This is a genomic window from Lysinibacillus sp. 2017 (assembly GCF_003073375.1).
Classification (GTDB): domain Bacteria; phylum Bacillota; class Bacilli; order Bacillales_A; family Planococcaceae; genus Solibacillus.
This window is the reverse complement of sequence record NZ_CP029002.1, coordinates 2,874,488-2,896,385: the sequence shown is the minus strand read 5'-3', so window position 1 is coordinate 2,896,385 and position 21,898 is coordinate 2,874,488. Positions and strand designations below refer to the sequence as shown.

At 36.7% G+C, this 21,898-nt stretch carries 26 protein-coding genes and 2 pseudogenes; 20 read left to right on the top strand and 8 right to left on the bottom strand.

The window, feature by feature from the left end:
* Nucleotides 1-113: 113 nt before the first annotated feature.
* Nucleotides 114-263, top strand: a complete 150-nt coding sequence (locus DCE79_RS18660; RefSeq protein WP_168214707.1) for a hypothetical protein — start codon at nucleotides 114-116, stop codon at nucleotides 261-263.
* A 64-nt stretch (nucleotides 264-327) separates the two neighbouring features.
* Here the strand turns inward: DCE79_RS18660 and DCE79_RS14250 are convergent, their stop codons facing one another.
* Entirely contained in the window at nucleotides 328-642 is a 315-nt protein-coding gene (locus DCE79_RS14250) for a thioredoxin family protein (protein ID WP_108713662.1), read from the bottom strand.
* A gap of 110 nt (nucleotides 643-752) precedes the next feature.
* Between DCE79_RS14250 and DCE79_RS14245 the strand changes: the two are divergent.
* The 6 genes and pseudogenes from DCE79_RS14245 (at nucleotide 753) to DCE79_RS14220 (ending at nucleotide 6,542) form a co-directional block, all read left to right on the top strand.
* Nucleotides 753-1,605, top strand: a pseudogene (locus DCE79_RS14245) (DUF72 domain-containing protein).
* Nucleotides 1,606-1,626: 21 nt separating this feature from the next.
* Nucleotides 1,627-2,991: a bifunctional metallophosphatase/5'-nucleotidase gene (locus DCE79_RS14240; RefSeq protein ID WP_108713661.1), complete on the top strand. Its 1,365-nt coding sequence runs from the start codon at nucleotides 1,627-1,629 to the stop codon at nucleotides 2,989-2,991.
* 67 nt (nucleotides 2,992-3,058) lie between these two features.
* Nucleotides 3,059-4,162 (top strand): HD-GYP domain-containing protein, encoded by a 1,104-nt coding sequence (locus DCE79_RS14235; protein WP_108713660.1) that lies wholly within the window; start codon nucleotides 3,059-3,061, stop codon nucleotides 4,160-4,162.
* A gap of 42 nt (nucleotides 4,163-4,204) precedes the next feature.
* Complete coding sequence (gene yunB / locus DCE79_RS14230) at nucleotides 4,205-4,972, top strand: sporulation protein YunB (RefSeq protein ID WP_108713659.1); 768 nt, start codon at nucleotides 4,205-4,207, stop codon at nucleotides 4,970-4,972.
* A gap of 138 nt (nucleotides 4,973-5,110) precedes the next feature.
* Complete coding sequence (gene lipA, locus DCE79_RS14225) at nucleotides 5,111-6,022, top strand: lipoyl synthase (RefSeq protein WP_108713658.1); 912 nt, start codon at nucleotides 5,111-5,113, stop codon at nucleotides 6,020-6,022.
* A 106-nt stretch (nucleotides 6,023-6,128) separates the two neighbouring features.
* Nucleotides 6,129-6,542: a YutD family protein gene (locus DCE79_RS14220; RefSeq protein ID WP_108713657.1), complete on the top strand. Its 414-nt coding sequence runs from the start codon at nucleotides 6,129-6,131 to the stop codon at nucleotides 6,540-6,542.
* 63 nt (nucleotides 6,543-6,605) lie between these two features.
* Here the strand turns inward: DCE79_RS14220 and DCE79_RS14215 are convergent, their stop codons facing one another.
* Nucleotides 6,606-6,872, bottom strand: a complete 267-nt coding sequence (locus DCE79_RS14215) for a DUF3055 domain-containing protein (protein WP_108713656.1) — start codon at nucleotides 6,870-6,872, stop codon at nucleotides 6,606-6,608.
* A gap of 91 nt (nucleotides 6,873-6,963) precedes the next feature.
* Here DCE79_RS14215 and DCE79_RS14210 point away from each other — a divergent pair, with 91 nt between their 5' ends.
* Both DCE79_RS14210 and DCE79_RS14205 read left to right on the top strand, forming a co-directional pair.
* Nucleotides 6,964-7,416: a DUF86 domain-containing protein gene (locus DCE79_RS14210; RefSeq protein ID WP_108713655.1), complete on the top strand. Its 453-nt coding sequence runs from the start codon at nucleotides 6,964-6,966 to the stop codon at nucleotides 7,414-7,416.
* Entirely contained in the window at nucleotides 7,413-8,177 is a 765-nt protein-coding gene (locus tag DCE79_RS14205; protein WP_108713654.1) for a TIGR01457 family HAD-type hydrolase, read from the top strand. The genes DCE79_RS14210 and DCE79_RS14205 overlap by 4 nt, the downstream gene beginning before the upstream one ends.
* 31 nt (nucleotides 8,178-8,208) lie before the next feature.
* On the opposite strand, the gene DCE79_RS14200 is transcribed toward DCE79_RS14205, so the two are convergent.
* The gene (locus DCE79_RS14200) at nucleotides 8,209-8,445 is read right to left on the bottom strand and encodes a YuzB family protein (protein ID WP_108713653.1); all 237 of its coding nucleotides are present in this window, start codon (nucleotides 8,443-8,445) and stop codon (nucleotides 8,209-8,211) included.
* Between the two features lie 197 nt (nucleotides 8,446-8,642).
* On the opposite strand from DCE79_RS14200, the gene DCE79_RS14195 reads away from it, so the two are divergent.
* Nucleotides 8,643-9,710: an NAD(P)/FAD-dependent oxidoreductase gene (locus DCE79_RS14195; RefSeq protein WP_108713652.1), complete on the top strand. Its 1,068-nt coding sequence runs from the start codon at nucleotides 8,643-8,645 to the stop codon at nucleotides 9,708-9,710.
* A gap of 45 nt (nucleotides 9,711-9,755) precedes the next feature.
* On the opposite strand, the gene DCE79_RS14190 is transcribed toward DCE79_RS14195, so the two are convergent.
* Nucleotides 9,756-10,088: a YuzD family protein gene (locus DCE79_RS14190; RefSeq protein ID WP_108713651.1), complete on the bottom strand. Its 333-nt coding sequence runs from the start codon at nucleotides 10,086-10,088 to the stop codon at nucleotides 9,756-9,758.
* On the opposite strand from DCE79_RS14190, the pseudogene DCE79_RS14185 reads away from it, so the two are divergent.
* Nucleotides 10,042-10,409, top strand: a pseudogene (locus DCE79_RS14185) (NifU family protein). The gene DCE79_RS14190 and the pseudogene DCE79_RS14185 overlap by 47 nt on opposite strands.
* 49 nt (nucleotides 10,410-10,458) lie before the next feature.
* On the opposite strand, the gene DCE79_RS14180 reads toward DCE79_RS14185, so the two are convergent.
* Complete coding sequence (locus tag DCE79_RS14180) at nucleotides 10,459-11,151, bottom strand: DUF2225 domain-containing protein (RefSeq protein WP_108713649.1); 693 nt, start codon at nucleotides 11,149-11,151, stop codon at nucleotides 10,459-10,461.
* A 210-nt stretch (nucleotides 11,152-11,361) separates the two neighbouring features.
* On the opposite strand from DCE79_RS14180, the gene DCE79_RS14175 reads away from it, so the two are divergent.
* The 6 genes from DCE79_RS14175 to DCE79_RS14150 all read left to right on the top strand — a co-directional run bounded on the left by DCE79_RS14175 (nucleotide 11,362) and on the right by DCE79_RS14150 (nucleotide 15,237).
* Nucleotides 11,362-11,736 carry a HesB/IscA family protein gene (locus tag DCE79_RS14175; RefSeq protein ID WP_108713648.1) on the top strand — a complete coding sequence of 125 codons (375 nt, stop codon included), beginning with the start codon at nucleotides 11,362-11,364 and terminating at the stop codon, nucleotides 11,734-11,736.
* A gap of 149 nt (nucleotides 11,737-11,885) precedes the next feature.
* Nucleotides 11,886-12,032, top strand: a complete 147-nt coding sequence (locus DCE79_RS18555) for a hypothetical protein (RefSeq protein WP_159083111.1) — start codon at nucleotides 11,886-11,888, stop codon at nucleotides 12,030-12,032.
* A gap of 40 nt (nucleotides 12,033-12,072) precedes the next feature.
* Entirely contained in the window at nucleotides 12,073-12,345 is a 273-nt protein-coding gene (locus tag DCE79_RS14170; protein ID WP_108713647.1) for a hypothetical protein, read from the top strand.
* A 641-nt stretch (nucleotides 12,346-12,986) separates the two neighbouring features.
* On the top strand, nucleotides 12,987-14,192 hold the full coding sequence (locus DCE79_RS14160; RefSeq protein ID WP_108713646.1) for an EAL-associated domain-containing protein: 1,206 nt from the start codon (nucleotides 12,987-12,989) through the stop codon (nucleotides 14,190-14,192).
* 80 nt (nucleotides 14,193-14,272) lie between these two features.
* Complete coding sequence (locus DCE79_RS14155; protein ID WP_108713645.1) at nucleotides 14,273-14,770, top strand: NUDIX domain-containing protein; 498 nt, start codon at nucleotides 14,273-14,275, stop codon at nucleotides 14,768-14,770.
* 137 nt (nucleotides 14,771-14,907) lie between these two features.
* Nucleotides 14,908-15,237 (top strand): YuiB family protein, encoded by a 330-nt coding sequence (locus tag DCE79_RS14150; protein WP_199912334.1) that lies wholly within the window; start codon nucleotides 14,908-14,910, stop codon nucleotides 15,235-15,237.
* Nucleotides 15,238-15,281: 44 nt separating this feature from the next.
* Here DCE79_RS14150 and DCE79_RS14145 read toward each other — a convergent pair whose 3' ends face one another.
* Nucleotides 15,282-15,755: a divergent PAP2 family protein gene (locus DCE79_RS14145; protein ID WP_108713643.1), complete on the bottom strand. Its 474-nt coding sequence runs from the start codon at nucleotides 15,753-15,755 to the stop codon at nucleotides 15,282-15,284.
* A gap of 159 nt (nucleotides 15,756-15,914) precedes the next feature.
* Between DCE79_RS14145 and DCE79_RS14140 the strand changes: the two genes are divergently transcribed.
* From DCE79_RS14140 to DCE79_RS14130, 3 genes are all read left to right on the top strand, one after another.
* Complete coding sequence (locus DCE79_RS14140) at nucleotides 15,915-17,414, top strand: leucyl aminopeptidase (RefSeq protein WP_108713642.1); 1,500 nt, start codon at nucleotides 15,915-15,917, stop codon at nucleotides 17,412-17,414.
* A gap of 120 nt (nucleotides 17,415-17,534) precedes the next feature.
* Complete coding sequence (locus tag DCE79_RS14135) at nucleotides 17,535-17,804, top strand: hypothetical protein (protein WP_234417271.1); 270 nt, start codon at nucleotides 17,535-17,537, stop codon at nucleotides 17,802-17,804.
* 97 nt (nucleotides 17,805-17,901) lie between these two features.
* The gene (locus tag DCE79_RS14130) at nucleotides 17,902-18,465 is read left to right on the top strand and encodes a DUF5366 family protein (protein WP_108713641.1); all 564 of its coding nucleotides are present in this window, start codon (nucleotides 17,902-17,904) and stop codon (nucleotides 18,463-18,465) included.
* Between the two features lie 133 nt (nucleotides 18,466-18,598).
* Here the strand turns inward: DCE79_RS14130 and DCE79_RS14125 are convergent, their stop codons facing one another.
* Together DCE79_RS14125 and DCE79_RS14120 are read right to left on the bottom strand one after the other, a co-directional pair.
* Entirely contained in the window at nucleotides 18,599-20,452 is a 1,854-nt protein-coding gene (locus DCE79_RS14125; protein WP_108713640.1) for a transglycosylase domain-containing protein, read from the bottom strand.
* A 55-nt stretch (nucleotides 20,453-20,507) separates the two neighbouring features.
* Nucleotides 20,508-21,716, bottom strand: a complete 1,209-nt coding sequence (locus DCE79_RS14120) for an MFS transporter (protein ID WP_108714502.1) — start codon at nucleotides 21,714-21,716, stop codon at nucleotides 20,508-20,510.
* Nucleotides 21,717-21,898: the final 182 nt, after the last annotated feature.

Genomic DNA, 21,898 nt, shown 5'->3' with positions numbered 1-21,898 from the left:
TAAACAATCGTTACGAATTTAGTCACCTTGTAAATATTTACATTAATCGTTCTTGATGAAATAATGAATGTAAGAAAGTATACATACATTTTTTATTAAGGGAGCGAAAAAAGATGGAAAACTTATTCTGGCCAATTACTTTAGGTGTACCTGTAGTTGTATTAGTAGTAGCAGTTGCTGTTATTTTCTGGGCATTAGGACAAAAGAAAAGCGGCAAGCTTTGGAAAAACGATGAGCATGATGGCGTACTAAAAGTAAAATAATCGTAAAAATAAAAGGTGTTCCAAACGTTGAAATTCAGCGTTCGGAGCACCTTTTTGATTTGGGTTATTTTAAATTCGTAATAAAGTTCTCGATTTCTGCCTGTGTTTTACGGTCTTTACTGACGAAACGGCCAAGTTCTACACCGTTTTCAAATGCAACAAAACTTGGTATACCAATGACACCTAGTTCGATACATAAATCGATAAATTGATCACGGTCTACTTTCACAAATGTAAAGTTTGAAAATTTCTCAACGACTTCAGGCATGAAAGGGTCAATGAAGCGACAATCTGGACACCAATTTGCTGTAAATTCAAAAACAACAGCAGCACCATTTTTATAAGTTTCGAATTGCTCAATAGATTGTAAATTATGCATGGTAACGCCCTCCTTTTTATACAATTATGATAGGAATAATATTAATTTGCAATGACTTTGCTATGAATTTACGCAGGATGTTGTACAATATCTTGTAAGAGGTGATGGGAATGATTTCAATCGGATTAACAGGTTGGGGAGATCACCCTGACGTCTATAGTGAAGTTACAGCAGCAAAAGATAAATTATTTGATTACAGTGGGCATTTTCCTATTGTAGAATTAGATACATCATTTTACGCTATTCCTACGCCAGAAACGGTCGAAAAGTGGTGCAAAGAAACGCCACATAACTTTCAATTTGTGGTGAAAACCTATCAAGGAATGACGGGCCACTTGCGTGATGAATTACCTTACGAAACAAAGAACGATATGTTCAATGCGTTTCGAGCTTGTGCACAAACCTTTCAAAAAAACGGGAAGTTAGCAATGGTTCTTGTGCAATTTCCCCCATGGTTTGACTGCCAACAAAAAAATGTACAATATATTCGATATATAAAACAACAGCTTACAGATTTTCCGATTGCCATTGAGTTTCGAAACCAATCATGGTATTCCTCGAACATGAAGGATAAAACATTGAAATTTTTGAAGGATAACAAGCTTACTCACACGGTTTGTGATGAACCGCAAGCGGGGAGTGGTTCTGTACCCTTTGTGCCGATTGCAACGCATGATAAAGTGCTTGTCCGCATTCATGGTCGAAACGTCTTTGGTTGGCGTAATATTGGACATAGTGAAAATTGGCGGAAAGTCCGCTTTTTATATGATTATAATGAAGAAGAACTACAAAAGTTAAGTGAGCAAATTTCATTTTTAAGTAAACAGGCGAATGAAATTTTTGTATTATTCAATAATAACTCTGGGGGGACATGCAGCAAAAAATGCAAAGCGAATGCAACAAATTTTGCAGCTTCAATTTGATGGCTTAGCACCAAAGCAAATGAATTTTTTTGATGAGTAAAGAAGAAGTGAGGTGGCAAAGGTGCGTGAAGTAATTCATTTTTTTCATACGAATGATTTGCATAGTCATTTTAGTTATTGGAAACGCAGTCAATCGTTTATACAAATGCAGCGCAAAATGCTTGCTGAACAGGGAGAGACAAGTTTTTTAGTCGATTTAGGAGATCATTTAGATCGTTCCAATTTATATACAGAAGCGACGTTAGGTAAAGGAAATATTACGATGCTTAACGATGCCCAGTACGATGTCGTAACACTTGGAAACAACGAGGGGATTACATTACCTTATGATGTTCTTTATCATTTGTATGATGAAGCTGATTTTGATGTTGTTGTCGGGAACTTACAATCACTCAAAAAGGACAATCCCGCTTGGCTCAAGCCATACACAATTTTAACAACGCAATACGGTACAAAAATTGGTGTAATTGCAGCAACCGCGCAATTCGATGCATTTTACCGACAGCTCGGTTGGGAAGTGACTTCACCACGTGATCGTTTGATTGAACAGGTGCAAATTTTACAGCAACAAGTAGATATCATTGTTTGCTTATCACATTTAGGCATTACAGAAGATGAATTATTAGCGAAAGAATGCCCTGCAATTGACGTGATTTTTGGTGCTCATACGCATCATATTTTCGAACAAGGACGCGCTGAAAATGGCGTACTGCTTACAGGCGGAGGAAAGTTTGGTCAGTATACAGGCCAGCTTACAATTGAATGGGATACGTCCGTAAACAAGGTGGCTGCAAAAAAGGATCGCTTATATGAAAATTCCCTATTACCAGAAGTAGAAGAAGAAAGTGAGTGGCTGATGGGGTTACAAAAACAAGCCAAAGCCTTATTAGAACAGCCAGAGTTTTCACTATCGAAGTCACTCAACAAAGAATGGTTTCATCGCTCACAGCTTTCAAATTTATTTGCAGAATGCGTATTTGATTATACGAAAGCTGATTGTGTATTGTTTAATGCAGGTATTTTTGTTGAAAGTATGAATAAAGGTTATGTGACTGCATATGATATTCACAAAATATTACCACATCCGATTAATCTTTGCGTTGTACAATTAACGGGCAATGAATTAAAGGAGATATTCGTTCAGTCAGAAAATGAAGAATGGCCACGTCTTGAGTTAAAGGGATTGGGTTTCCGTGGTATTATTTTTGGCAAGTTATTAAATTACGGAATCACGATGAACAAGCAGCGAGAACTTTATATAAATGGGAAGCTTATGGAGCCTGATAAAGTGTATCGACTAGCAACATTAGACTTGTTTACATTTGGCTTTTTCTTTCCTAGCTTTAAATACGCTAAAAAGCAGTATTATTTGCCAGAATTTATTCGAGATATTTTCAAAACCCATTGTAGGAAGAAATTTCAATAGATTATACTTTTTTCATTTCATGGTATAATAAACGGAATGTATTATTAGATTGGAGAAAATAGATTCAATGCGACTAATATCTATAAATGTTCTCAAAGAAGGTATGGTTGTCGGGAGAACAATTTGGAACGAAGCCGGTCATCCACTACTGCATAAAGATGTTATCGTAACGAACCGAATTGTGGAGCGATTACGCGACCTCAATATACAGTATTTATACATTGAGGATAAAGTTTCACGTGGGATTGAAGTAGAAGAAACAGTTACACCAGCCAAACGAATTCAAGTTGTAAAAAATATAACAAAATCATTTAAAGAAGTGAAGCAAACAAAGTCATCGCAAGCTCCATACGTACTCGATCAGCAATCGAAAGTAATCGGTCTTATTGTAGAAGACATTATGAATTCGATCATTGGTAGTGAAGAGGTACTGATGGTGTTGACGGATGCTTATTTATATGATGAATATATTTACCAACATTCTTTTCAAGTAACAATGTACTCAATAGCCATTGCAAAAGCAATGGGCTATTCCTATGATGATATTCGATTAATTGGTATGGGGGCCATGTTGCATGATATTGGCAAACTATTAATTCCTCCAGAAATTTTATCAAAACCTGGCAAGCTAACTGATGAAGAATATGATGAAATGAAGCAACACACACGATTTGGTTTTGACTTACTGCGAAATTTACATTCGGTTTCTTTGCTCGTTGCGCATTGTGCATTCCAACACCATGAACGTATTGATGGTAGTGGCTACCCTCGAGGATTAGTTGACTTTGAAATCCACCCATTTGCGAAAATTATTGCTGTTGCAGATGTATTTGATGCACTGACATCTACACGTGTTTATCGCAAAAAAATGCTCCCTACCGATGCTATTTCTATTATCGAGGAAGGCAGAGGCATTCAATTTGATGCGCGCGTTGTCGATGCCTTCAAACAAAGCATCGTTCATTATGCAAACGGAACACTTGTCTTATTAAATGATGGTCGACGTGGCATTGTTTCAAAGCAGAATCTTGTCGACGCTTCACGCCCATGGTTGCGTATTTTTGAAGAAAATCATTCAATGTTAGAAGCTACATATGAAATTTGCCTGAGTGACTGTCCAATGCTCGAAATTGAAAAAATTGAGTTAGATTTTGTCGTTTATGCGGAATAGAGAAATCCTCCTTACCATATTGTATAGGTAAGGAGGATTTCTTTGCGTTTTAAAAGAGCTAAAAGAATGCACTTCAAAAAAAAGCGCAGTATAAAAAATGCTGTTACGCTTTTACTGATGAGTATTGCCATCATGGTCTTTATTACTATTTATGTCGTGAATATGAGATTAATGCCAACGTATTTGCAGTATGCTGAAGTTCAAACACTTAAAGTCGCCTCTTATGTTGTAAGTAAAGCGATAAATTCAAAAACTTCGAGTGTATTAGACGTCAATGAAATTATTGTGGATATCCCAACAACATCAGACGATGTGATCACCACAAAGTTTAATACAGAAATTATTAATCAAGTACGCGCAGAAACGCAAACCCTTGTAAAAGAGTATTTAGAACAAGCAGAAAATGGGGAGTTATCGCATTTGCCGAGTTTAGAAAATGTAGAGTACGATGTTGGAAAAATGGAGGCAGGTGATGGCATCGTCTTCTTTGTACCACTCGGTCAGGCAATGAATCTACCTATTATTGGAAACCTAGGACCTAAAATTCCGATTCGTTTTCATATTATTGGGAATGTGAGCAGTACAGTAGAATCTACAATCGAAGAATTTGGCATCAATAATGCAAAGGTAGAAGTCAATTTATTGATTGCAGTCAATGTCCAAATTATTATACCATTTGCGAGTAAATCAGCTTCAGTTGAGCAAAAAATTCCAATTGCAATGGGCCTAGTAAGGGGAACTGTGCCACATATTTATAGCGCGGGTGAGGGTGCCCAGCCGTCGATTGAAGTACCAATCCCATATGAATAATGTAACTGAATAAAAGACGTAGACAGATTAATCTAAATTATTTGATTTGTAGGAATAGTAAGTTGTTGCAAGTGGCAGAATATGTTACATTGACAACAGTAACAACCTAGAGGTAGTTGAGTGTAAAGGAGAAATAGCATGACATCTTGTAAACCAACTAGTCAAAAAGAAGAGTATCTACGCAAACCAGAATGGCTAAAAATTAAGCTAAATACGAATGATGAATACAAAGGTTTAAAAAAATTGATGCGTGAGAAAAACTTGCATACGGTATGTGAGGAAGCACGCTGCCCAAATATTCATGAATGCTGGGGAGAACGTCGTACAGCTACAATGATGATTTTAGGTTCCATTTGTACACGTGCCTGTCGCTTTTGCGCAGTCAAAACGGGATTGCCAAATGAATTAGACTTAGCTGAACCAGAACGCGTGGCAGATTCTGTTGCACTAATGAACTTAAAACATGTCGTAATTACGATGGTGGCACGTGATGATTTAAAAGATGGTGGAGCGGAAGTGTTAGCAGAAACGGTACGTGCAATTCGTCGTAAAAGCCCCTTAACCTCGATCGAAGTATTACCTTCTGATTTAGGTGGCCATGAAGAAAATTTACGCATTTTAATGGATGCAAAACCAGATATTTTAAATCATAATATTGAAACCGTACGTAGCTTAACACCACGAGTGCGTGCAAGAGCTACATATGAGCGTTCACTGGAATTTTTACGTCGTGCAAAAGAAATGCAGCCAACAATTCCAACAAAATCTTCCTTAATGATAGGCTTAGGCGAAACAGTAGAAGATATTTATGAAGTGATGGATGACTTGCGTGCAAATAATGTGGATATTATGACGATTGGCCAATATTTACAGCCTACTAAAAAGCATCTACCAGTAAAAAAATATTATTCGCCAATTGAATTTGGCAAGTTACGTAAAATTGCGATGGAAAAAGGCTTTAGCCATTGTGAAGCGGGACCACTCGTACGTAGTAGTTACCATGCAGATGAGCAAGTGAATGCAGCCAATAAAAACAAGGTAGAAATTTAATTCAATGTAGCCCATTAAATTGAAACTGCCTGGAAAAATTCGTTTGGAATATTGCTTTCGGCAAAAATATTCTTTAACATGAAGATTAAGATAGGTGGTGTACAATTTGATTATTGCAGAAGGCTATACTTATGAAGTAATCGAAAATGTGCGTGACGGTTTTAAAGAAGAAGCCTTTACTGCACGTTATTCAGATATTTTAACGAAATATGATTTTATTGTCGGTGACTGGGGTTATGGTCAGTTGCGTTTAAAAGGATTTTTTGACGACAAAAATCAAAAATCAACATTTGATACAAAGGTTAGCACGATAGAAGATTATTTATATGAATACTGTAACTTTGGCTGTGCCTACTTTATCGTTCAAAAAACAGGCCGCGCACCAGAACCAGTGGCGGAAGAAAGTACTGTTGAAGTGGAGATAGAACCTGAGGGACAAGAGGACGTTCAAGAAGAAGTGGTTGTAGTTGAAAATACTCCGAAAATTTTAGAAACGACTGAAAGTATGGTAAAAGGATAAAAATAAAAACTACTAATTTTAATAATCTAAAATTAGTAGTTTTTTGATTTTTAATCACCTATTTTAGCTTAATAATTCACGTAAATATTCTCGTAAATCCACTGTTTCGGCTTCAGTTCGATTATACACATGTTCTAAATAGCCCGGTTCCTCTACATCATCGGATCCAATAATTGCAAATCGACCAAATTGAATGTCTAAAACGAGTACTTTCCCGAAAAATCGACCGCTTTGTAAGACTGCTAAATCATAGCGTTGTGTTTTTCCTGCAAAGCTGACAAAGCGCGTTTTTGTATCTTCTACATCATCATATAAGAAAAATCGTTCCATTTTGCTTTGAACCCCTTCCATTTCTAAAGAATATGGTACTATATAAGTGAAAACACTATCAACTTTTATTGATTGAATGGAGGCTTTATCTATGTATTTCGTAGATAGAAATAAAATTACATTAAACTTAACGCACTTAAACGAGTTATTAGCATTACTTGAATCAAATGATAACTGGTTATCAAATGATATTCATAAACTAGCATTACAACGTATTGGTCATAACGTGATGGAAGCAATGATGGACGTAGGAAACTTAGTTATCGACGGCTTCATTATGCGTGACCCAGGTAGCTATGAAGACATTATCGACATTTTCGTTGATGAAAAAGTAATCACACCTGAAATGGATGCACCGTTAAAAGCGGTTGTCGGCTTACGTAAAATGATTGTACGTGAATTTATCGCAGTGGATAACGAAGAAGTTTTAACTGTGTTAACAGCAAACCTAGACACAATGAAACAATTTTCTAGCAAGGTACATGATTATTTAACAAACGAATTAGGTCCTGTTTCAGCATTTTTACCAGAGGACCACAAATGAGTTTCTACAAAGCGTATTGTTTTGATTTAGACGGTACGATTTATCGTGGAAAAGCAGGTATTGAATCGGCTGTACAGTTTGTCCATTATTTACAAGCGCAGAAAATTGAACCGTTTTATTTAACGAATAATTCGTCTAAAACAAGAGAGATGCTACAACAGTCATTACGTGACATCGGCATCAATGCGCCATTAGAGCATATTTATTCAAGTGCACTAGCTACAGCAAAATACGTTGCAAAAATTTGCACTGATAAAAAGGTCAATGTCGTTGGAGAACAAGGAATTCGAACAGCACTTGAACAAGAGGGCTTAGAAATTACCGATGAGCAAAGCGCGGTTCTCGTAATGGGTATCGACCGTCAAATTACGTATGACAAACTGGTGAAAGCTAGTTTTTACGTGCAAAATGGAGCAGAGCTGATTGGCACAAATGGAGATATAAAGTTTCCAAGCGAACGCAGTTTTGCACCAGGAAATGGCTCATTTGTCCATCTTGTAGCGAATGTCGCAGGGGTCACACCGACGTTTATCGGTAAGCCTTCACCCGTAATGTTGCAGATTGTAGCAGATGAGCATCATTTCACAAAAGAACAGATGGTCATGGTTGGCGACAATTATGATACCGATATTTTATGTGGCATTAATTTTGGTTGTGATACGATTCATGTGAATACCGGTGTCACACCGACCGATCGTGTTAAGCAACAATCGAAGCTACCAACTTACTGTGTGGAGAACTTGTTAGAGTTAATTAAATAATTAATGAAAAAATCCGATGGGTAAGTAATAATTACCACATCGGATTTTCTTCTATATAGTCATAAATGCGCTTAGTTAGTTCAGCTGGTGTATCTGCTTCAACTAAATCACCATTTACAACAGCATAAAACCCTTGTGCACACTTCGTACAATAGCTTAGGCAGCCATACTCAAGGACATCAATATCGGGATCTCTATCAAGTGCATCATAAGTTTCCTGCGCACCGTTTGCGAGATTACTAATACAAAATTCAACTAATGGATTCACCTACTGTCACCTCACTATTAGCCATGCTACTTTGTTTTTTAGATAGAGTCAATTTGTATGTTTTTTAATTTAAAAACTTCTTGTGAAAAGTTTCACAAAATCAATTTTAATATATTGTGAAATTTATCACAAACCGTTATAATGATTATGGAATATTTGTGAACATACTTATTAAATTTAGATATGAGGGAGAAGCTATGAAAAAATTAGTATTATTAGGCGGCGGTTATGGTAATATGCGTATTTTACTTCGTTTATTATCAAACTTACCTGCAGATGTAGAAATTACATTAGTAGACCGTACACCATTCCATAGTTTAAAGACAGAATTTTACGCAATGGCTGCGGGTACGTCAACGGATAAAGAAATTCGTGTTGACTTTCCGGAGCATGATCGATTAAAACGCGTTTATGGAGAAATCGTGCGCATCGATCGCGAAGATAAAAAAGTATATCTAGAAGACGGACAAGAAGTATCTTATGACCAGCTTGTAATTGGTTTAGGCTGTGTAGATAAATATCATGGCGTTCCAGGTGCCGATGAATTCACATACAGCATTCAAACAATCGCAAATTCTCGTAAAACTTTTGAAAAAATCGGTGGGTTAGCACCAGGTTCAACTGTTGCCATCGTTGGTGCAGGTCTTTCAGGTATCGAGCTTGCAAGTGAATTACGAGAAAGTCGCACGGATTTAAATATTAAATTATTCGACCGCTCACACCGTATCTTACGTGATTTCCCTGAAAAATTAAGTGCTTACATTAAATCTTGGTTCGAAAAGCATGATGTTGAAGTTATTGCAGAATCAAATATTACAAAAGTTGAAGATGGTCGTCTATACAACCATGATGAAATAATCGAAGCAGATGTTATTGTTTGGACTGCAGGTGTACAACCAGTAAAAATCGTTCGCGAACTAGATGTTGAAAAAGACAAATTCAATCGTCCAATCATTACTGACCATTACCATGTTGTAGGCGATGAAGACGTATATGTTATCGGAGACTGTGCGTCTTCTCACTTACCACCAACTGCCCAATTAGCAGAAGAACAAGGCGAACGTATCGTTAAAGTTCTGAAAATGCGTTGGAAAGGTGAAACATTACCTGAAAAATTATCAGAAATTAAATTAAAAGGCTTCATGGGCTCTCTTGGTAAAAAACAAGGTTTCGTCCATTTAGCAGATACTACAGTAACGGGTCGTATTGCTCGTTTAATGAAATCTGGTTTACTTTGGTATTACAAAAAGCAAAACGAAAATTAATGAAAAAATGCCCTGTCAGCTAACGTGAGCTGACAGGACATTTTTTTATTCTTCGGTAGGGATAAAGCCAGCGTTTTCAAGTGCTGTGAAAACAGGCTTAATTTGTACGTAACCCTCACCAACAACTTCATCATTGATTAACACTAAAGGATAGAAAAACTCATCTTCATGAATACGATTTGCATAATCTTGATCGCGCTCATTATCAATTATGCCTTCAATATCGATATAACGAATGGTAAACGGTTGATTTTGGTATTTACGCTCGATTGCTGCTTGTAGCCATTCATATGTATCTTTCGATGAGGGCGCATTAACACAGCTTGCACACATGATTTCTGCACCGAAAATTTCAATAATTGCTTTTGATTGTGACATAGAATTTCAAACCTTTCGTTATTCAACAATGGATTTTTTTACTTCTTCACATTATAATGATTTTAATGAAGGGAGTCGAGCAAAATGACAGAAACAGAACAATATCAACAAGTCCAAGAAGTTTTAGATAAATTACGTCCGTTTTTATTACGTGACGGCGGTGACTGTGAATTAGTAGATGTAGAAGACGGTATCGTAAAATTACGTTTATTAGGTGCATGCGGTAGTTGCCCAAGTTCTACAATTACATTAAAAGCAGGTATCGAACGTGCGCTTTTAGAAGAAGTACCTGGTATTTTAGAAGTAGAACAAGTTTTCTAAGTATAAATTAAAGGAGCAAGAGATGATGTATCTCTCGCTCCTTTTTATATTATTGTGATACTTGTTCTCTTGCTGCACGCACTAATTCCCATTGTTCCTTTGCCATATCCACTAGCTTCGCTTCACCGCCAGTACGTTGACTTTCGATAACACGTGAGAAGAAACGTGTGGCATTTTCATAATCTTCAAGACGACGTGATAGTTCGGCAATCATATACATAATACGTACACCTGACATTTGTGTACTTGCATAATCCTCTGTAGAGAAGCTTTCCATATAATGATCGCGCGCCAGAGTTAAGAAACGTTTTTCTTGTCCCACGTTTTTTAACGAACGGTACAGCCAAGCTAATCGAAGTGCTAGTCCTGAAGTGATGACGTACTTCTCTTTTTTAATAGTCGCACATAAGAAAGCTAATTTATATGCTTGAATCGCGTCAAAAATAGAACGCTCTCCATTAAAGTTGTGCGGAATCCAATTATTACATACTTGTGCTTCTAATATTTCTTTAACACCTGGTGCAAAATATTTATTGAAGTCTTCTGTAAATGAAAAACCACAATGCTGACAAACGAATACATTATAATAAAGTGCATTCACAAGATCATCTGTATAAATTGGTTGGAAATCGGTTTCTGTGTGTTCAATTTTAATTGATTTTGAGCGAACTTTTAATGTAGGAAAGCTTTTTTTGCAATGCATACAGTCTACATTTTTTTCGTAAAAAGGTGAAACTTCCATAGCATTCAGACCTTTCGATTTATATTCTATAGCTATTATAGCAACAAATTTAGTGAAACAGTGGTTATTTAATGGATTATTTATGAAGTTTTTAGGTATTTACTCCTTTAAAAGTTTGAGCTTTTATAGGAATATTAGCTTTTAAAGCAGTTTAGTTGGCAGAGTGGAATGACAATTGATATGATTATGTTAAGAAGGAAGGTGACTGAAATGGCAAGTGAAAAACAAATAATTATTTTAACCGAAGCGGCCTCATTTCAAGTCAAAGAAATGATGGTTCAAAATGAAGAACAGCATGCTAGCCTACGTGTAGCTGTAAAAGGTGGCGGCTGCAGTGGCCTGTCATACGGTATGGCATTTGATAGCGCAATTAACGAAGCTGATTTTATCGACAACCAATATGGTATTCAAATTTTGGTATCAAAAGAAGATGCAGGAATTTTACAGGGTACAAAAATTGATTTTAAACAATCCCTTATGGGGGGCGGCTTTACCATTGATAACCCGAACGCACTTGCTTCATGTGGCTGTGGTTCAAGCTTTAAAGCAGCAGCACGACCAGCAGAACCACAAAATTGTGAGTAAGTAGGATTGTAAATAACAGTAGAAATTGATGTGTACACAATCCCGAAATAGTGTAAACACAACCCCAAAATGACATGTTTAGGGTTGTGGATACCAAGCCTTTTTGATTTGTTGTATGTTGCAAAACATAACAAATTGAGGAGGCTTTTTTGTATGGTTTTGAAAAAAAGAAGAGAACAGTCATAGGTAAAATGGCAATGGAGAAAGAATATCCGAAGATTAATTTCGAACAAGCTATTGACCTTGTAATGTCGGCTAAAAGTGCAGAAAGGGTTAGACCTCGCACAAACAATTGACGAGCTTACACCACAAGTTTTTCGTGACTATATTAACTAATTGAAACATGATGCTGTTCGCTATGAAGGGCATATATTCATCAAAAAAGTTGGTGGTATTGGTTTAGCAGATACAATATTAATATTCGTCTGCGTGTTTATAAAGCATTTAGAGCGTGATGGATTGATTGCATTTAACCCAATGGATTCTGTGAGGCTGTTGAAGCAGGATTTAGGCCTTACAAACTGTTTCACCGATGAAGAAGTCAAGGAGCTATTTAAACAGCCTTACCAACGTGAATACGTGGGTTTTCGTGACCTTGTAGCAAAATGACCTTACTATTAGATTGTGGCATTAGAGCGAACGAGTTATTGAGCCTGAGAGTCAGTAAAGCTCCTCATACAGCTTATAGGAGAGAATGCCCCCAATGATAATCTGTCATTTTCAAAAGATACCTTTTACCTCGATATGATAGCGTTTAACCGTTCTTCTTTTTTATTACTTTAACAATAATAATTATTCCTATAATACATAAACTACCTGATAAAATATGAAGGATTATGTTCCATCCTTCACTGACGTTTTGGAAATATTTTATATATAGAGCAACGCCATGTACACATAATAAGATGCCCCAAAGCAATCGCATATAAATTTTTAACCCTCCATTTTTCTGAATTGAATGAAATCTTTTTATGTATATTTTAGCACAGTAGTTTGTAGGTTAGTAGTGAATGGGAAATGTGCATCAAAAGCAGCAGCACGACCAGCAGAACCACAAAATTGTGAGTAAGTAATTAAAAAATAGGCGAACGAAACCACCTACAAAGCGTCTTAATTTGTAGGTGGTTTTTATATAGTATTTTTAATTTAAATAATGCCTATAGTTTTACTATGTTTAGGTGTATAATTTTGTATTATTGAAATTTTTGAATTATTATAATGGTAACACCTTTTGTTAAGGAGGCATTCAAATGAGTGTTTTAGAGATGCTAGATAAGTTAGATCAAATCGAAGTATTATACGAGCCAATCTATAGCGCTGATGGCCATCGTGTGGTTGCTTATGAAGTCATTGGGCAAGTGAATGTCGAAAACGATGTCATTAATATAGAACAATTTACATACCAAAAAGACGCACCAGAAGATATCCGAGCAGAAATAGAACAGCTTTTTGTGCGCAAATCATTACAGTCTGTAGCAGAAAAAATAACTGATGTTGGACTATTCCTTCCATGCAATCCGAATTTACTCATGCTTGATTTTGGAGAAAGCTATTTCAACATGCTAAAAGAAATGATCACGGAAGAAAATTTACCAAATATTACGCTTGTTATGGCTGAACATAAATTTACAGGAGATATCCAGCAACTTCATCATGCAGTGCGTTATATTAAAACGTATGGCGTGAAGATTGCACTTGCAGATGTAGGCTCGCAAACGCAATTAGAAAACTTACTAATGTTAGAGCCGAACGTGTTAAAAATAAATGTAGCGCAATTAAACTATAATTTATGGGGTGCTCAAAATCCTGCGTTTGCAACGATTCGGGCATTAGCATTAAAAATGGGGGCCCTATTATTAATTGAGAACATCGAGACAGTGTATCAGTTGCAGTACGGTTGGAAGAACGGAGCGCGTTATTACAAAGGTCCTTACTTGCAAGAACCCCAGCAACAGTTTGTATCCCGTGATTCACTCAAGGAACGCTTCCGCAATGAGTGTGAGCAATTCATCGCTACAGAGAAAAAGCGACTGATTCAAAAATATGAAGAGATGAAGCGACTTGAAAAAACAATTTATACAGTTGTTGAACAGATTGCCCCGAAAAGCACACAGGAAGAAAAGCTAATGCAGTTGGCAAAAGCTTTAGAAAATTGTGCATTCCGAATTTATATTTGTGAAAGCAATGGATTCCAAACATCACCAAATATTTGTTGGAAAGAACAGCAATGGGAAGTACAGCAATGGGCAAAGGGGAAAAACTGGAGTTGGCGTCCATACTTTTTATTGAATATCATTAAAATGTCAAATGATCATAAAGGTGAACTTTCCTCTGTATATAGTGATATTGAAACGGGTGAATTAACAAGAACTTTTTCAATGGCATTAACGAATCAAGAGTTTTTATTTATCGACATTTCGTACGATTACTTATATGAACATAATATAGTCAATTAAAAATTAAAACGTGCAAATGAAGAACACATTTCTTCATTTGCACGTTTTTTGCTACTATAGAATAAAAGGGGTGGATAAATTTGGGGAAAGATCGAGGCAAAGTTTGGCTAGGGGTAGCTGCAATTGTTGAAAATGAACGTGGCGAATGGTTGCTTGTGAAAAAGACATATGGAGGTTTAAAAGGCGCCTGGTCACTTCCTGCAGGCTTTGTACAACAGGCGGAAACCGTGACAACTGCAGCCATGCGGGAAGTATTAGAAGAAACTGGGGTAGCTTGTAGCATTAAGGGACTTGTAGGTTTTCGTTCAGGAGTCATTTTAAATGATATTAGTGATAATATGGCGATTTTTTATTGTAAGCCAGTGGAGGAAAATCCAGAGCTAAAATTACAAGAGCGTGAAATTATCGAAGCATGCTGGATGGCACCAAAAGAAATTGCGCAGCATGAATTGTCTTCTGTAATGCTAAAAGAAATGGCTAATGAGCATATAGCAGAACATGTTCATCCGATTATTGAAGACATAAATCCAGGGGATATTTTCGGCTATAACGAATATCATTTATATTTCAAGAAATAACAATTATAAAAATCAAAAAAAATTAACAATATGGATAAGTTTTGACAATTAACAACTTCACTTCTTTATTATGGATGGGTAATTGAAAGAGAACGCCTAATCATGTAAAATTATGAGAGATTATTGGGGGTATACATATTATGAATGACGTTTCATTAGTACAACTAATTATTTCGATTGTCTTATTTTTTGTTATGTTTTTCGGAATTGGCTTCTTGTTAAATATGTTATTACGTATGACTTGGTTAATGGCATGCCTTTATCCATTCGTTGTCGTATTTATAATTGACGAAGTAAGTTTCCTTGATTACATTTTTAAACCTGGCACAGCCTTCCCTGCGTTGGTGGATAAAGTACAGGTATTACAAATTGTTGATATTTTAATTTTAGCTGGTGGATTTGGTGGTGCCTTAGTAGCAGGCTTTGTTATGATTGCACTTCGTAAAGCAGGCTATCGTATGTTCTAATAAAAACACGCTTACTTGTGATGAGTAAGCGTGTTTTTATTATTTTAAATTATGCTGTAAACAAGGAATGAAAAGACAATACCGGCAAGACCTCCGATGAATACCTCACTTTTTTTATGACCAAGCAATGTTTTTAAATCCTCTATCCTTTCTTGCTCGTTCATATCTGGCCAACGTTTTATTTCTTTATAAAATAATTGCAGATCATGGCGTATTTCGTTAAGCACGGCAGCATGTTGACCTGCTTGGAAACGTACATGGCTTGCGTCATACATAACGATTCCTGCAAACATTGCAGCAACAGCAAAAATAGGTGAATCAAGGCCCGTTTCAAAGCCGACCGCAGTTGCTAAACTTGTTACTGCGGCGGAGTGAGAGCTAGGCATACCTCCAGTAGAAGTGAGTAAGCTCCAGTCAATTTTACGCGTCACAATAAAGTTAATAGGGACTTTTAATACCTGTGCAAATACAATAGCGAAGACCCCAAGCCAAAGTGGCGTATTTTGTAAAATCTCGATGATCGCACCAACTTTCTAATAATTGCCAACATTATATCATTTTCCTAGCGTTGTTATTTATTCTTTTGTAGAAAAATTTTGAAAAATCGACTATTTCGTTTTCCGAATTACCTTCTTTTGTATATAATGAAAGAGATCGATATATAGGAGGCATATAACATGAACATTGAAGCAACAGCAAAAACATTTGAAACACAATCATCTGAAACATTAATTATCGGTGTCCAAAAGCATCGTGAACAAATGAAAAACTGGTCATTATTCAGCGACTTTTATGGAGAGACAATCGACGCATGGTTGCATGCTGGCGAAATTTCTACAGACTCTAAAAAAATTACGAAATTACCATATGCAGGTAATCACACCACTTTAAAACGTATAATTTTTGTTGGTTTAGGTGAAAAGAAAAATATTACAACAACAGACTTACGTGAAGCATTTGCTAGCCTAGGCAAAGAATTAAAATCATCTAAACTAGGTGAAGTAGCATTTTGGGTTGAATCATTTACAACAGATCGCATTGATGAAGCAGAAGTAGCAAACTTAGCAGGAGAAGGCTTAAACTTAGGTTTCTATTCTGTGAAAAACTATAAAACGACTTCAAACGAAGTAGACACATACTTTGACGATATTCAATTCGTAACAGAAGCGGCTATGGAAGAGGTTGTAGCAAACTTCGAAATAGGTAAAGTTTATGCAGATGCTGTCAATGAAGCACGTACATTAATTAACTTACCTCCAAACGTATTAACAGCAACAGAGCTAGCAAATTATGCAACAGAACTAGCGAAGAAATATGACTTTGAAATCGAAGTATTAAATAAAGCACAACTTGAAGAACTTGGTATGGGCGGTATTTTATCTGTCAATAAAGGTTCAGTAGAAGAGCCTCGTTTAATTACGATTAAGTATCAAGGAAAACAAAACTGGGAAGACGTGATCGGCTTTGTCGGTAAAGGTGTCACATACGATACTGGCGGTTACTCATTAAAACCACGTGAAGGCATGGTTGGGATGAAAGGCGATATGGGCGGCGCGGCTGCAGTACTTGGTGCAATGCAAATTATCGGTGAAATGCGTCCGAAACAAAATGTTGTTGCAGTAATCGGCTCTACAGACAATATGGTTTCTGGTGATGCATTTAAACCTGACGATGTGATTACAATGTACAATGGTAAAACTGTTGAAGTATTAAATACCGATGCAGAAGGTCGCCTTGTTTTAGCTGATGCGACAACTTATGCCAAACAACAAGGTGCAAACTACTTAATCGATGTTGCGACATTAACAGGTGGTGTTATCGTAGCGCTTGGTAAGGATAAAACAGGGGCATTAACAAATAGCGAAGAATTTTTCGAAGAGTTTATGGGAGCAGCAATCGAAACTGGTGAATTCGTATGGCGCTTGCCATTAACAGAAAGCGACAAAAAACGTATTCGCAAATCAGATGTTGCCGACTTGAACAACTCACCAGGTCGCGATGGCCATATGATTTTCGGTGGTGGCTTTGTAGGTGAATTTGCTGAAGAAACGCCTTGGATTCACTTAGATATCGCAGGTACTTCAGATGCGGATGCACCACATGTATTAGGACCAAAAGGCGGTACAGGCGTTATGGTTCGTACTTTAGCTTCATTAGTTGAATTACGTGAAAATTAATTTGTAATTTTAAAAAAGGGTCTTGTAAGTTTACATTACTTACAAGACCCTTTTTGTGTAGGCGAGTAACTAACTATTTAAGATTAATGACATACACTATTAAAAGAAGGGATGGTGAATATGGTCAATCGTTATCCGTTTAATCCAGGCTATGGAGGTTATCCATCAAATCCGGGCTATGGAGGTTATCCGATGAATCCAGGCTATGGAGGTTATCCATCAAATCCAGGCTATGGAGGTTATCCATATAATCCGGGCTTTGGCATTTTTCCTTTTGGTGCACCGTTTTTAGGTGGATTTTTAGGGAGTTTTCTAGGGGGTTCATTTAATCGTTATCCACAACCTTATAACCCTTATCCCCCGAATTATCCACGCAGGAGAAATTGGTAAAGCTTTTTAGGATTTAAGAACAAAGACGCTTGCCCCGTTTGCAATAGTTAGCTATGATGAATGAAATAGATTTAATAGTTTTGAGGGATTATGAAATATGAAAAATCCATATTTATACGGGTATTTACCATTAATAACAATCATCTTATTTAGCCTAACATTCGGGATTTTTGCCGTATCAGAATCACTGCAACTGTTTCAAGCAATCGGTGTTTATAACGGCATGCGTGAATTCTTATCAGATTTAGAACTACGTTTTGTGCTGCTGATTGTCTTTGCATTAATTTTTTTCATGCTATTTTCGGCGCTGAAATTAATCGGTGAAACGATTCATGAACTAGGGATGCTATTTTTTTCAAAGGATAAAGCAGGCGATACAATTAATGCAGCACGTGGAGGCTATGTTATTTTCTTCTTTGGTGCCTTCGCTTCTGTCATTGGGGTTCAATCGATTATCATTTTAGTAACGATTTTTTTAACAACAATTTTTAGCTATTTCATTTTTAATGTTTATAAAATGAGTAGGTTTATGTCGTTTGTTGGTGTGATTGGGCTAATCTTTTTTGAAATTTTATCGTGGTTTATTTTAGTGGCGCTCGTTGCGTATGCCATTGTGAAGCTATATAACGGAATTCTTGCAAGTTTACCGTTTGCAGTTTAAAAAAGACGAAAAGACGATTTCTTCAGTTGTTGAAGAAATCGTCTTTTTTAAGTGGATAAGAAAGTATAAATTTTAAAGGGAATCCACATAAGATAAGGCATAATCTCGCACTATTTGGTCGGAATTTGTTTTTCTAATCTGTAATGGCATTAAATATTGAAAAATGAATTTTTGCTTTTTCAATTCTCTCCATGGAAGTTGGTTTGTCGTAGCCAATCCAAACGGCCGCTGTATAATCATTCGTTAAACCAGCAACCCAATAATCTTTATATTGATTTGTCGTACCTGTTTTTGCACCGATATAACCTGAGCGGCTATACAATCCTCCACCAGTACCACTACGCACAACGGAATTTAATAAGTCGCGCATCGTTTTAACTGTGCTACTTGACCAAAACTCTTGTTGATCCTTTGCCCAAGAGTAAAGTGTTTCCCCATTTAAATTTGTTACTTTACGAATACTACGAGCAGGTGTATAAAAGCCGTCGATAAAGCTTGAATAGGCATCGGCCATTTCCAGTGTCGTTACCCCATAGGTTAGGCCACCTAAAGCAGCTGCATAAGTACGGTCTTTGTCGATTATCGATTTAAATTGGAAACGATCAATATATGAAAATGCCGTATCAACGCCTATTTGTTCATATAATCGTAGTGCACTTGTATTGTAACTGTGCTTAAAGGCTGTTTCAATCGTAACATTCCCATATTCATAACCCCCATAGTTTTCTGGACAGAAGATACCGACACAATAACGACCACCACTTACAATGGCATTTTTTGAAGCGGTTGTTGTTTCAAAATAAGGTGCATACACACTAATCGGTTTAAATGATGAACCAGGCTGTCTTGGTGACTGGAATGCACGGTGTAAGTCATATTTTTGATAATCCTTCCCACCAAAAATACTGACGATTTCTCGTGTATTATTGTCAATTACAGTCGCACTTGCTTGCAGTTCGGGTGTTGTTAAAATTCGATTAATGGCCGATTCATCTTTTACTTGTTTCTCTGGTTGAAGGGCCGTATAAACATGAATGCCTTGATTCATGACACGCTCCACTTCTTTATCAAGCTCTAATTGTAATACCTCTTTTTCCATCTTATCCGTTGTAGTGGCGATTTTTTTCGCATAACCAGATTGTTCGGCAATAAGCCATTTTAATTCCTGCAATACATACGTACTATAACTTGGATATTGTTGAACTTTAGCTTTCACGGCAAGGTGAATTTCTTCGTTTTTATGCGCTGTAGCTTCGGCTTGGCTAATTGCTTGATGCTCAACTAGTTTATCGATTAAGCGTTCTTGTCTACTTTTCGTATTATCGAAATTTTTAAGCGGATCGTATAAAGATGGATTATTTGGAATCGCTGCGATAAATGCAATTTCTGCTAACGATAGCTCAGATAGTGAGCGATTAAAATAATAGCTTGCTGCAGCGCCAATACCATACACTTGATTGTTAAAATACATTTCGTTTAAGTACATTTCTAATATTTGTTCTTTAGAATACTTTTGTTCAAGCTCGTAGGCGTAAAACAGTTCCATTAGTTTACGCTCATACGTTTTTTCTACCGATAAATAACGCATACGAACCAGCTGTTGTGTGATGGTAGAACCACCTTGTTGAATCCCTTGTTCGGATGTATTCGCGATAAATGCACGAGCAATCGCACTTACATCAAAGCCAATATGTTCATAAAAGTTTTCGTCTTCACTATATAAAAACAACTGTTTGACAAACTCAGGTATTGCATCAATCGTCATAGGTTGATGGAATTCTGTATATTCTTCACTAAACACGTTGTTATTTGCATCATATAAAGAAACGGGTAATCTGGATGTTGCGACTTCAGGTAATTCAATCGATTGTTCGATTGATTGTTCATGCTGCTGTGCTTTTGCCAACTCTTTCCATACTTCACTGCCAATTAGGAGTAGTAAAGGGATGCTACATAAAATCAGTAAGTAGCCAAAAATTTGTCTCATTGTTCTGCCCCCAATAACTTATCTTAAAAAAGAGTAACATAAATAGACACTTCATTTAAGCACGATTTTTTAAAATGTCATCCATATATTGGCGCGGAAGTTTTTTAACGAAATAAATGACAACAAAAGCAAAGAGGAAAAGCATGCCTGTTGTATAGAAAACCGAATGAATGCCACCTAAGCTTGCAACAAATCCGCCTAATACAGGTCCAATGACATTCCCAAAAAATCGGAAGCTTTGATTGTAGCCCATCACTTCACCTTGAACTTCAATCGGTGCTTCACGACGTATTAAGGCAGTGGTTGTTGGGATTAACCCACCTGAAACCATCCCAAATAAAAAGCGTAAGCCGATGAGTTGCCAAAGTTCCGTGACAAAAGCTTGTGGAATAATGAAAATTACTGACAGTACCAAGAGGTAAGAAAGTATTTTTTCATAACCGTGATGATCTCCTAATATGCCCCAAAAACGGGTGAAAAGAATATTTCCAAGCCCTGCAGCACTAAATGTAATTCCAGCAAGCATGGCGACTTCTTGTGATGTTGTTAACTCAGATACATAAAGTGACAAAAGCGGTTGTATGCTAAAATTTCCAATTTGAATAAGAGAAGTAATCAGCATGACATTTAAAATAAGCCGATGGTGGAAAAGGGCCCATATTACATTTTTTTGAGAGTATATCAAATTTTTCTTTTTGGAAATGATAGTTGGCTCATGAATTCCAATAATAATGATGATGGCAGCAAGGGTAATCGAAACAGCTGTAATAATAAATGTATATTTAAAACCCACCGCATCTGCTAATATCCCACCTAAAACGGGGCCAAAAAGGGTTCCGCCAACACTCCCCATTTGTAATGTACCGAGTGTCTTTCCAGCAACTTCTTTTGCTGTGTGCTTACTGATGAATGCCATAGAAGTTGGAATAAAGCCTGTTACAATACCCATTGCAAGTCGAAGTAAAAAGAACTGTTCAACATTCTGTACATAACCCATTAAGAAAATACTTGTCGCAATCCCAAAGCAGTTAATAATCATAATCGGTTTGTATCCGTATTTATCCGCAATGCGCCCCCAAACTGGTGACATCAGTAACGCGGAAATAAAGGTAGCCGCAAAAATTAGCCCTGCCCATTTTTGAACATAGCCTTCTGTAAAATCCCCAAGTGTATCAATATAAAGCGATAAAAAGGGCATAATCATTGTAGTTGACGCAGCTACAATAAAATTCGCAACTAAAATGATAATGAAATTGTGTTTCATATTTTTTTGCAAAGTAATCACATTCTTCCGTTATTTTGAAATAATTAAAATTCATTGTAACTTATTTAGTCTCCCGAAGAAAGTTGCAGCGGAAGATAATGGCGAAAATTATTCCACATATGGTACACTATAGCTTGTTAAATAGGGAAAGGCTTTATAAGTTCTATACCCAAGTAGTCCAT

Bases quoted from the DNA above. Each gene is read 5' to 3' on its own strand.
- DCE79_RS14215 (WP_108713656.1), bottom strand. From the start codon at position 6,872: ATGGAACGATTTTTCTTATATGATGATGTAGAAGATACAAAAACGCGC.
- DCE79_RS14210 (WP_108713655.1), top strand. From the start codon at position 6,964: ATGTATTTCGTAGATAGAAATAAAATTACATTAAACTTAACGCACTTA.
- DCE79_RS14190 (WP_108713651.1), bottom strand. From the start codon at position 10,088: ATGTCACAATCAAAAGCAATTATTGAAATTTTCGGTGCAGAAATCATG.
- DCE79_RS14135 (WP_234417271.1), top strand. From the start codon at position 17,535: ATGGTCAATCGTTATCCGTTTAATCCAGGCTATGGAGGTTATCCATCA.
- DCE79_RS14125 (WP_108713640.1), bottom strand. From the start codon at position 20,452: ATGAGACAAATTTTTGGCTACTTACTGATTTTATGTAGCATCCCTTTA.
- DCE79_RS14160 (WP_108713646.1), top strand. From the start codon at position 12,987: ATGAGTGTTTTAGAGATGCTAGATAAGTTAGATCAAATCGAAGTATTA.
- DCE79_RS14180 (WP_108713649.1), bottom strand. From the start codon at position 11,151: ATGGAAGTTTCACCTTTTTACGAAAAAAATGTAGACTGTATGCATTGC.
- DCE79_RS14205 (WP_108713654.1), top strand. From the start codon at position 7,413: ATGAGTTTCTACAAAGCGTATTGTTTTGATTTAGACGGTACGATTTAT.
- DCE79_RS14250 (WP_108713662.1), bottom strand. From the start codon at position 642: ATGCATAATTTACAATCTATTGAGCAATTCGAAACTTATAAAAATGGT.
- lipA (WP_108713658.1), top strand. From the start codon at position 5,111: ATGACATCTTGTAAACCAACTAGTCAAAAAGAAGAGTATCTACGCAAA.
- DCE79_RS14195 (WP_108713652.1), top strand. From the start codon at position 8,643: ATGAAAAAATTAGTATTATTAGGCGGCGGTTATGGTAATATGCGTATT.
- DCE79_RS14175 (WP_108713648.1), top strand. From the start codon at position 11,362: ATGGCAAGTGAAAAACAAATAATTATTTTAACCGAAGCGGCCTCATTT.
- DCE79_RS14130 (WP_108713641.1), top strand. From the start codon at position 17,902: ATGAAAAATCCATATTTATACGGGTATTTACCATTAATAACAATCATC.
- DCE79_RS18660 (WP_168214707.1), top strand. From the start codon at position 114: ATGGAAAACTTATTCTGGCCAATTACTTTAGGTGTACCTGTAGTTGTA.
- DCE79_RS14235 (WP_108713660.1), top strand. From the start codon at position 3,059: ATGCGACTAATATCTATAAATGTTCTCAAAGAAGGTATGGTTGTCGGG.
- DCE79_RS14140 (WP_108713642.1), top strand. From the start codon at position 15,915: ATGAACATTGAAGCAACAGCAAAAACATTTGAAACACAATCATCTGAA.
- DCE79_RS14120 (WP_108714502.1), bottom strand. From the start codon at position 21,716: ATGAAACACAATTTCATTATCATTTTAGTTGCGAATTTTATTGTAGCT.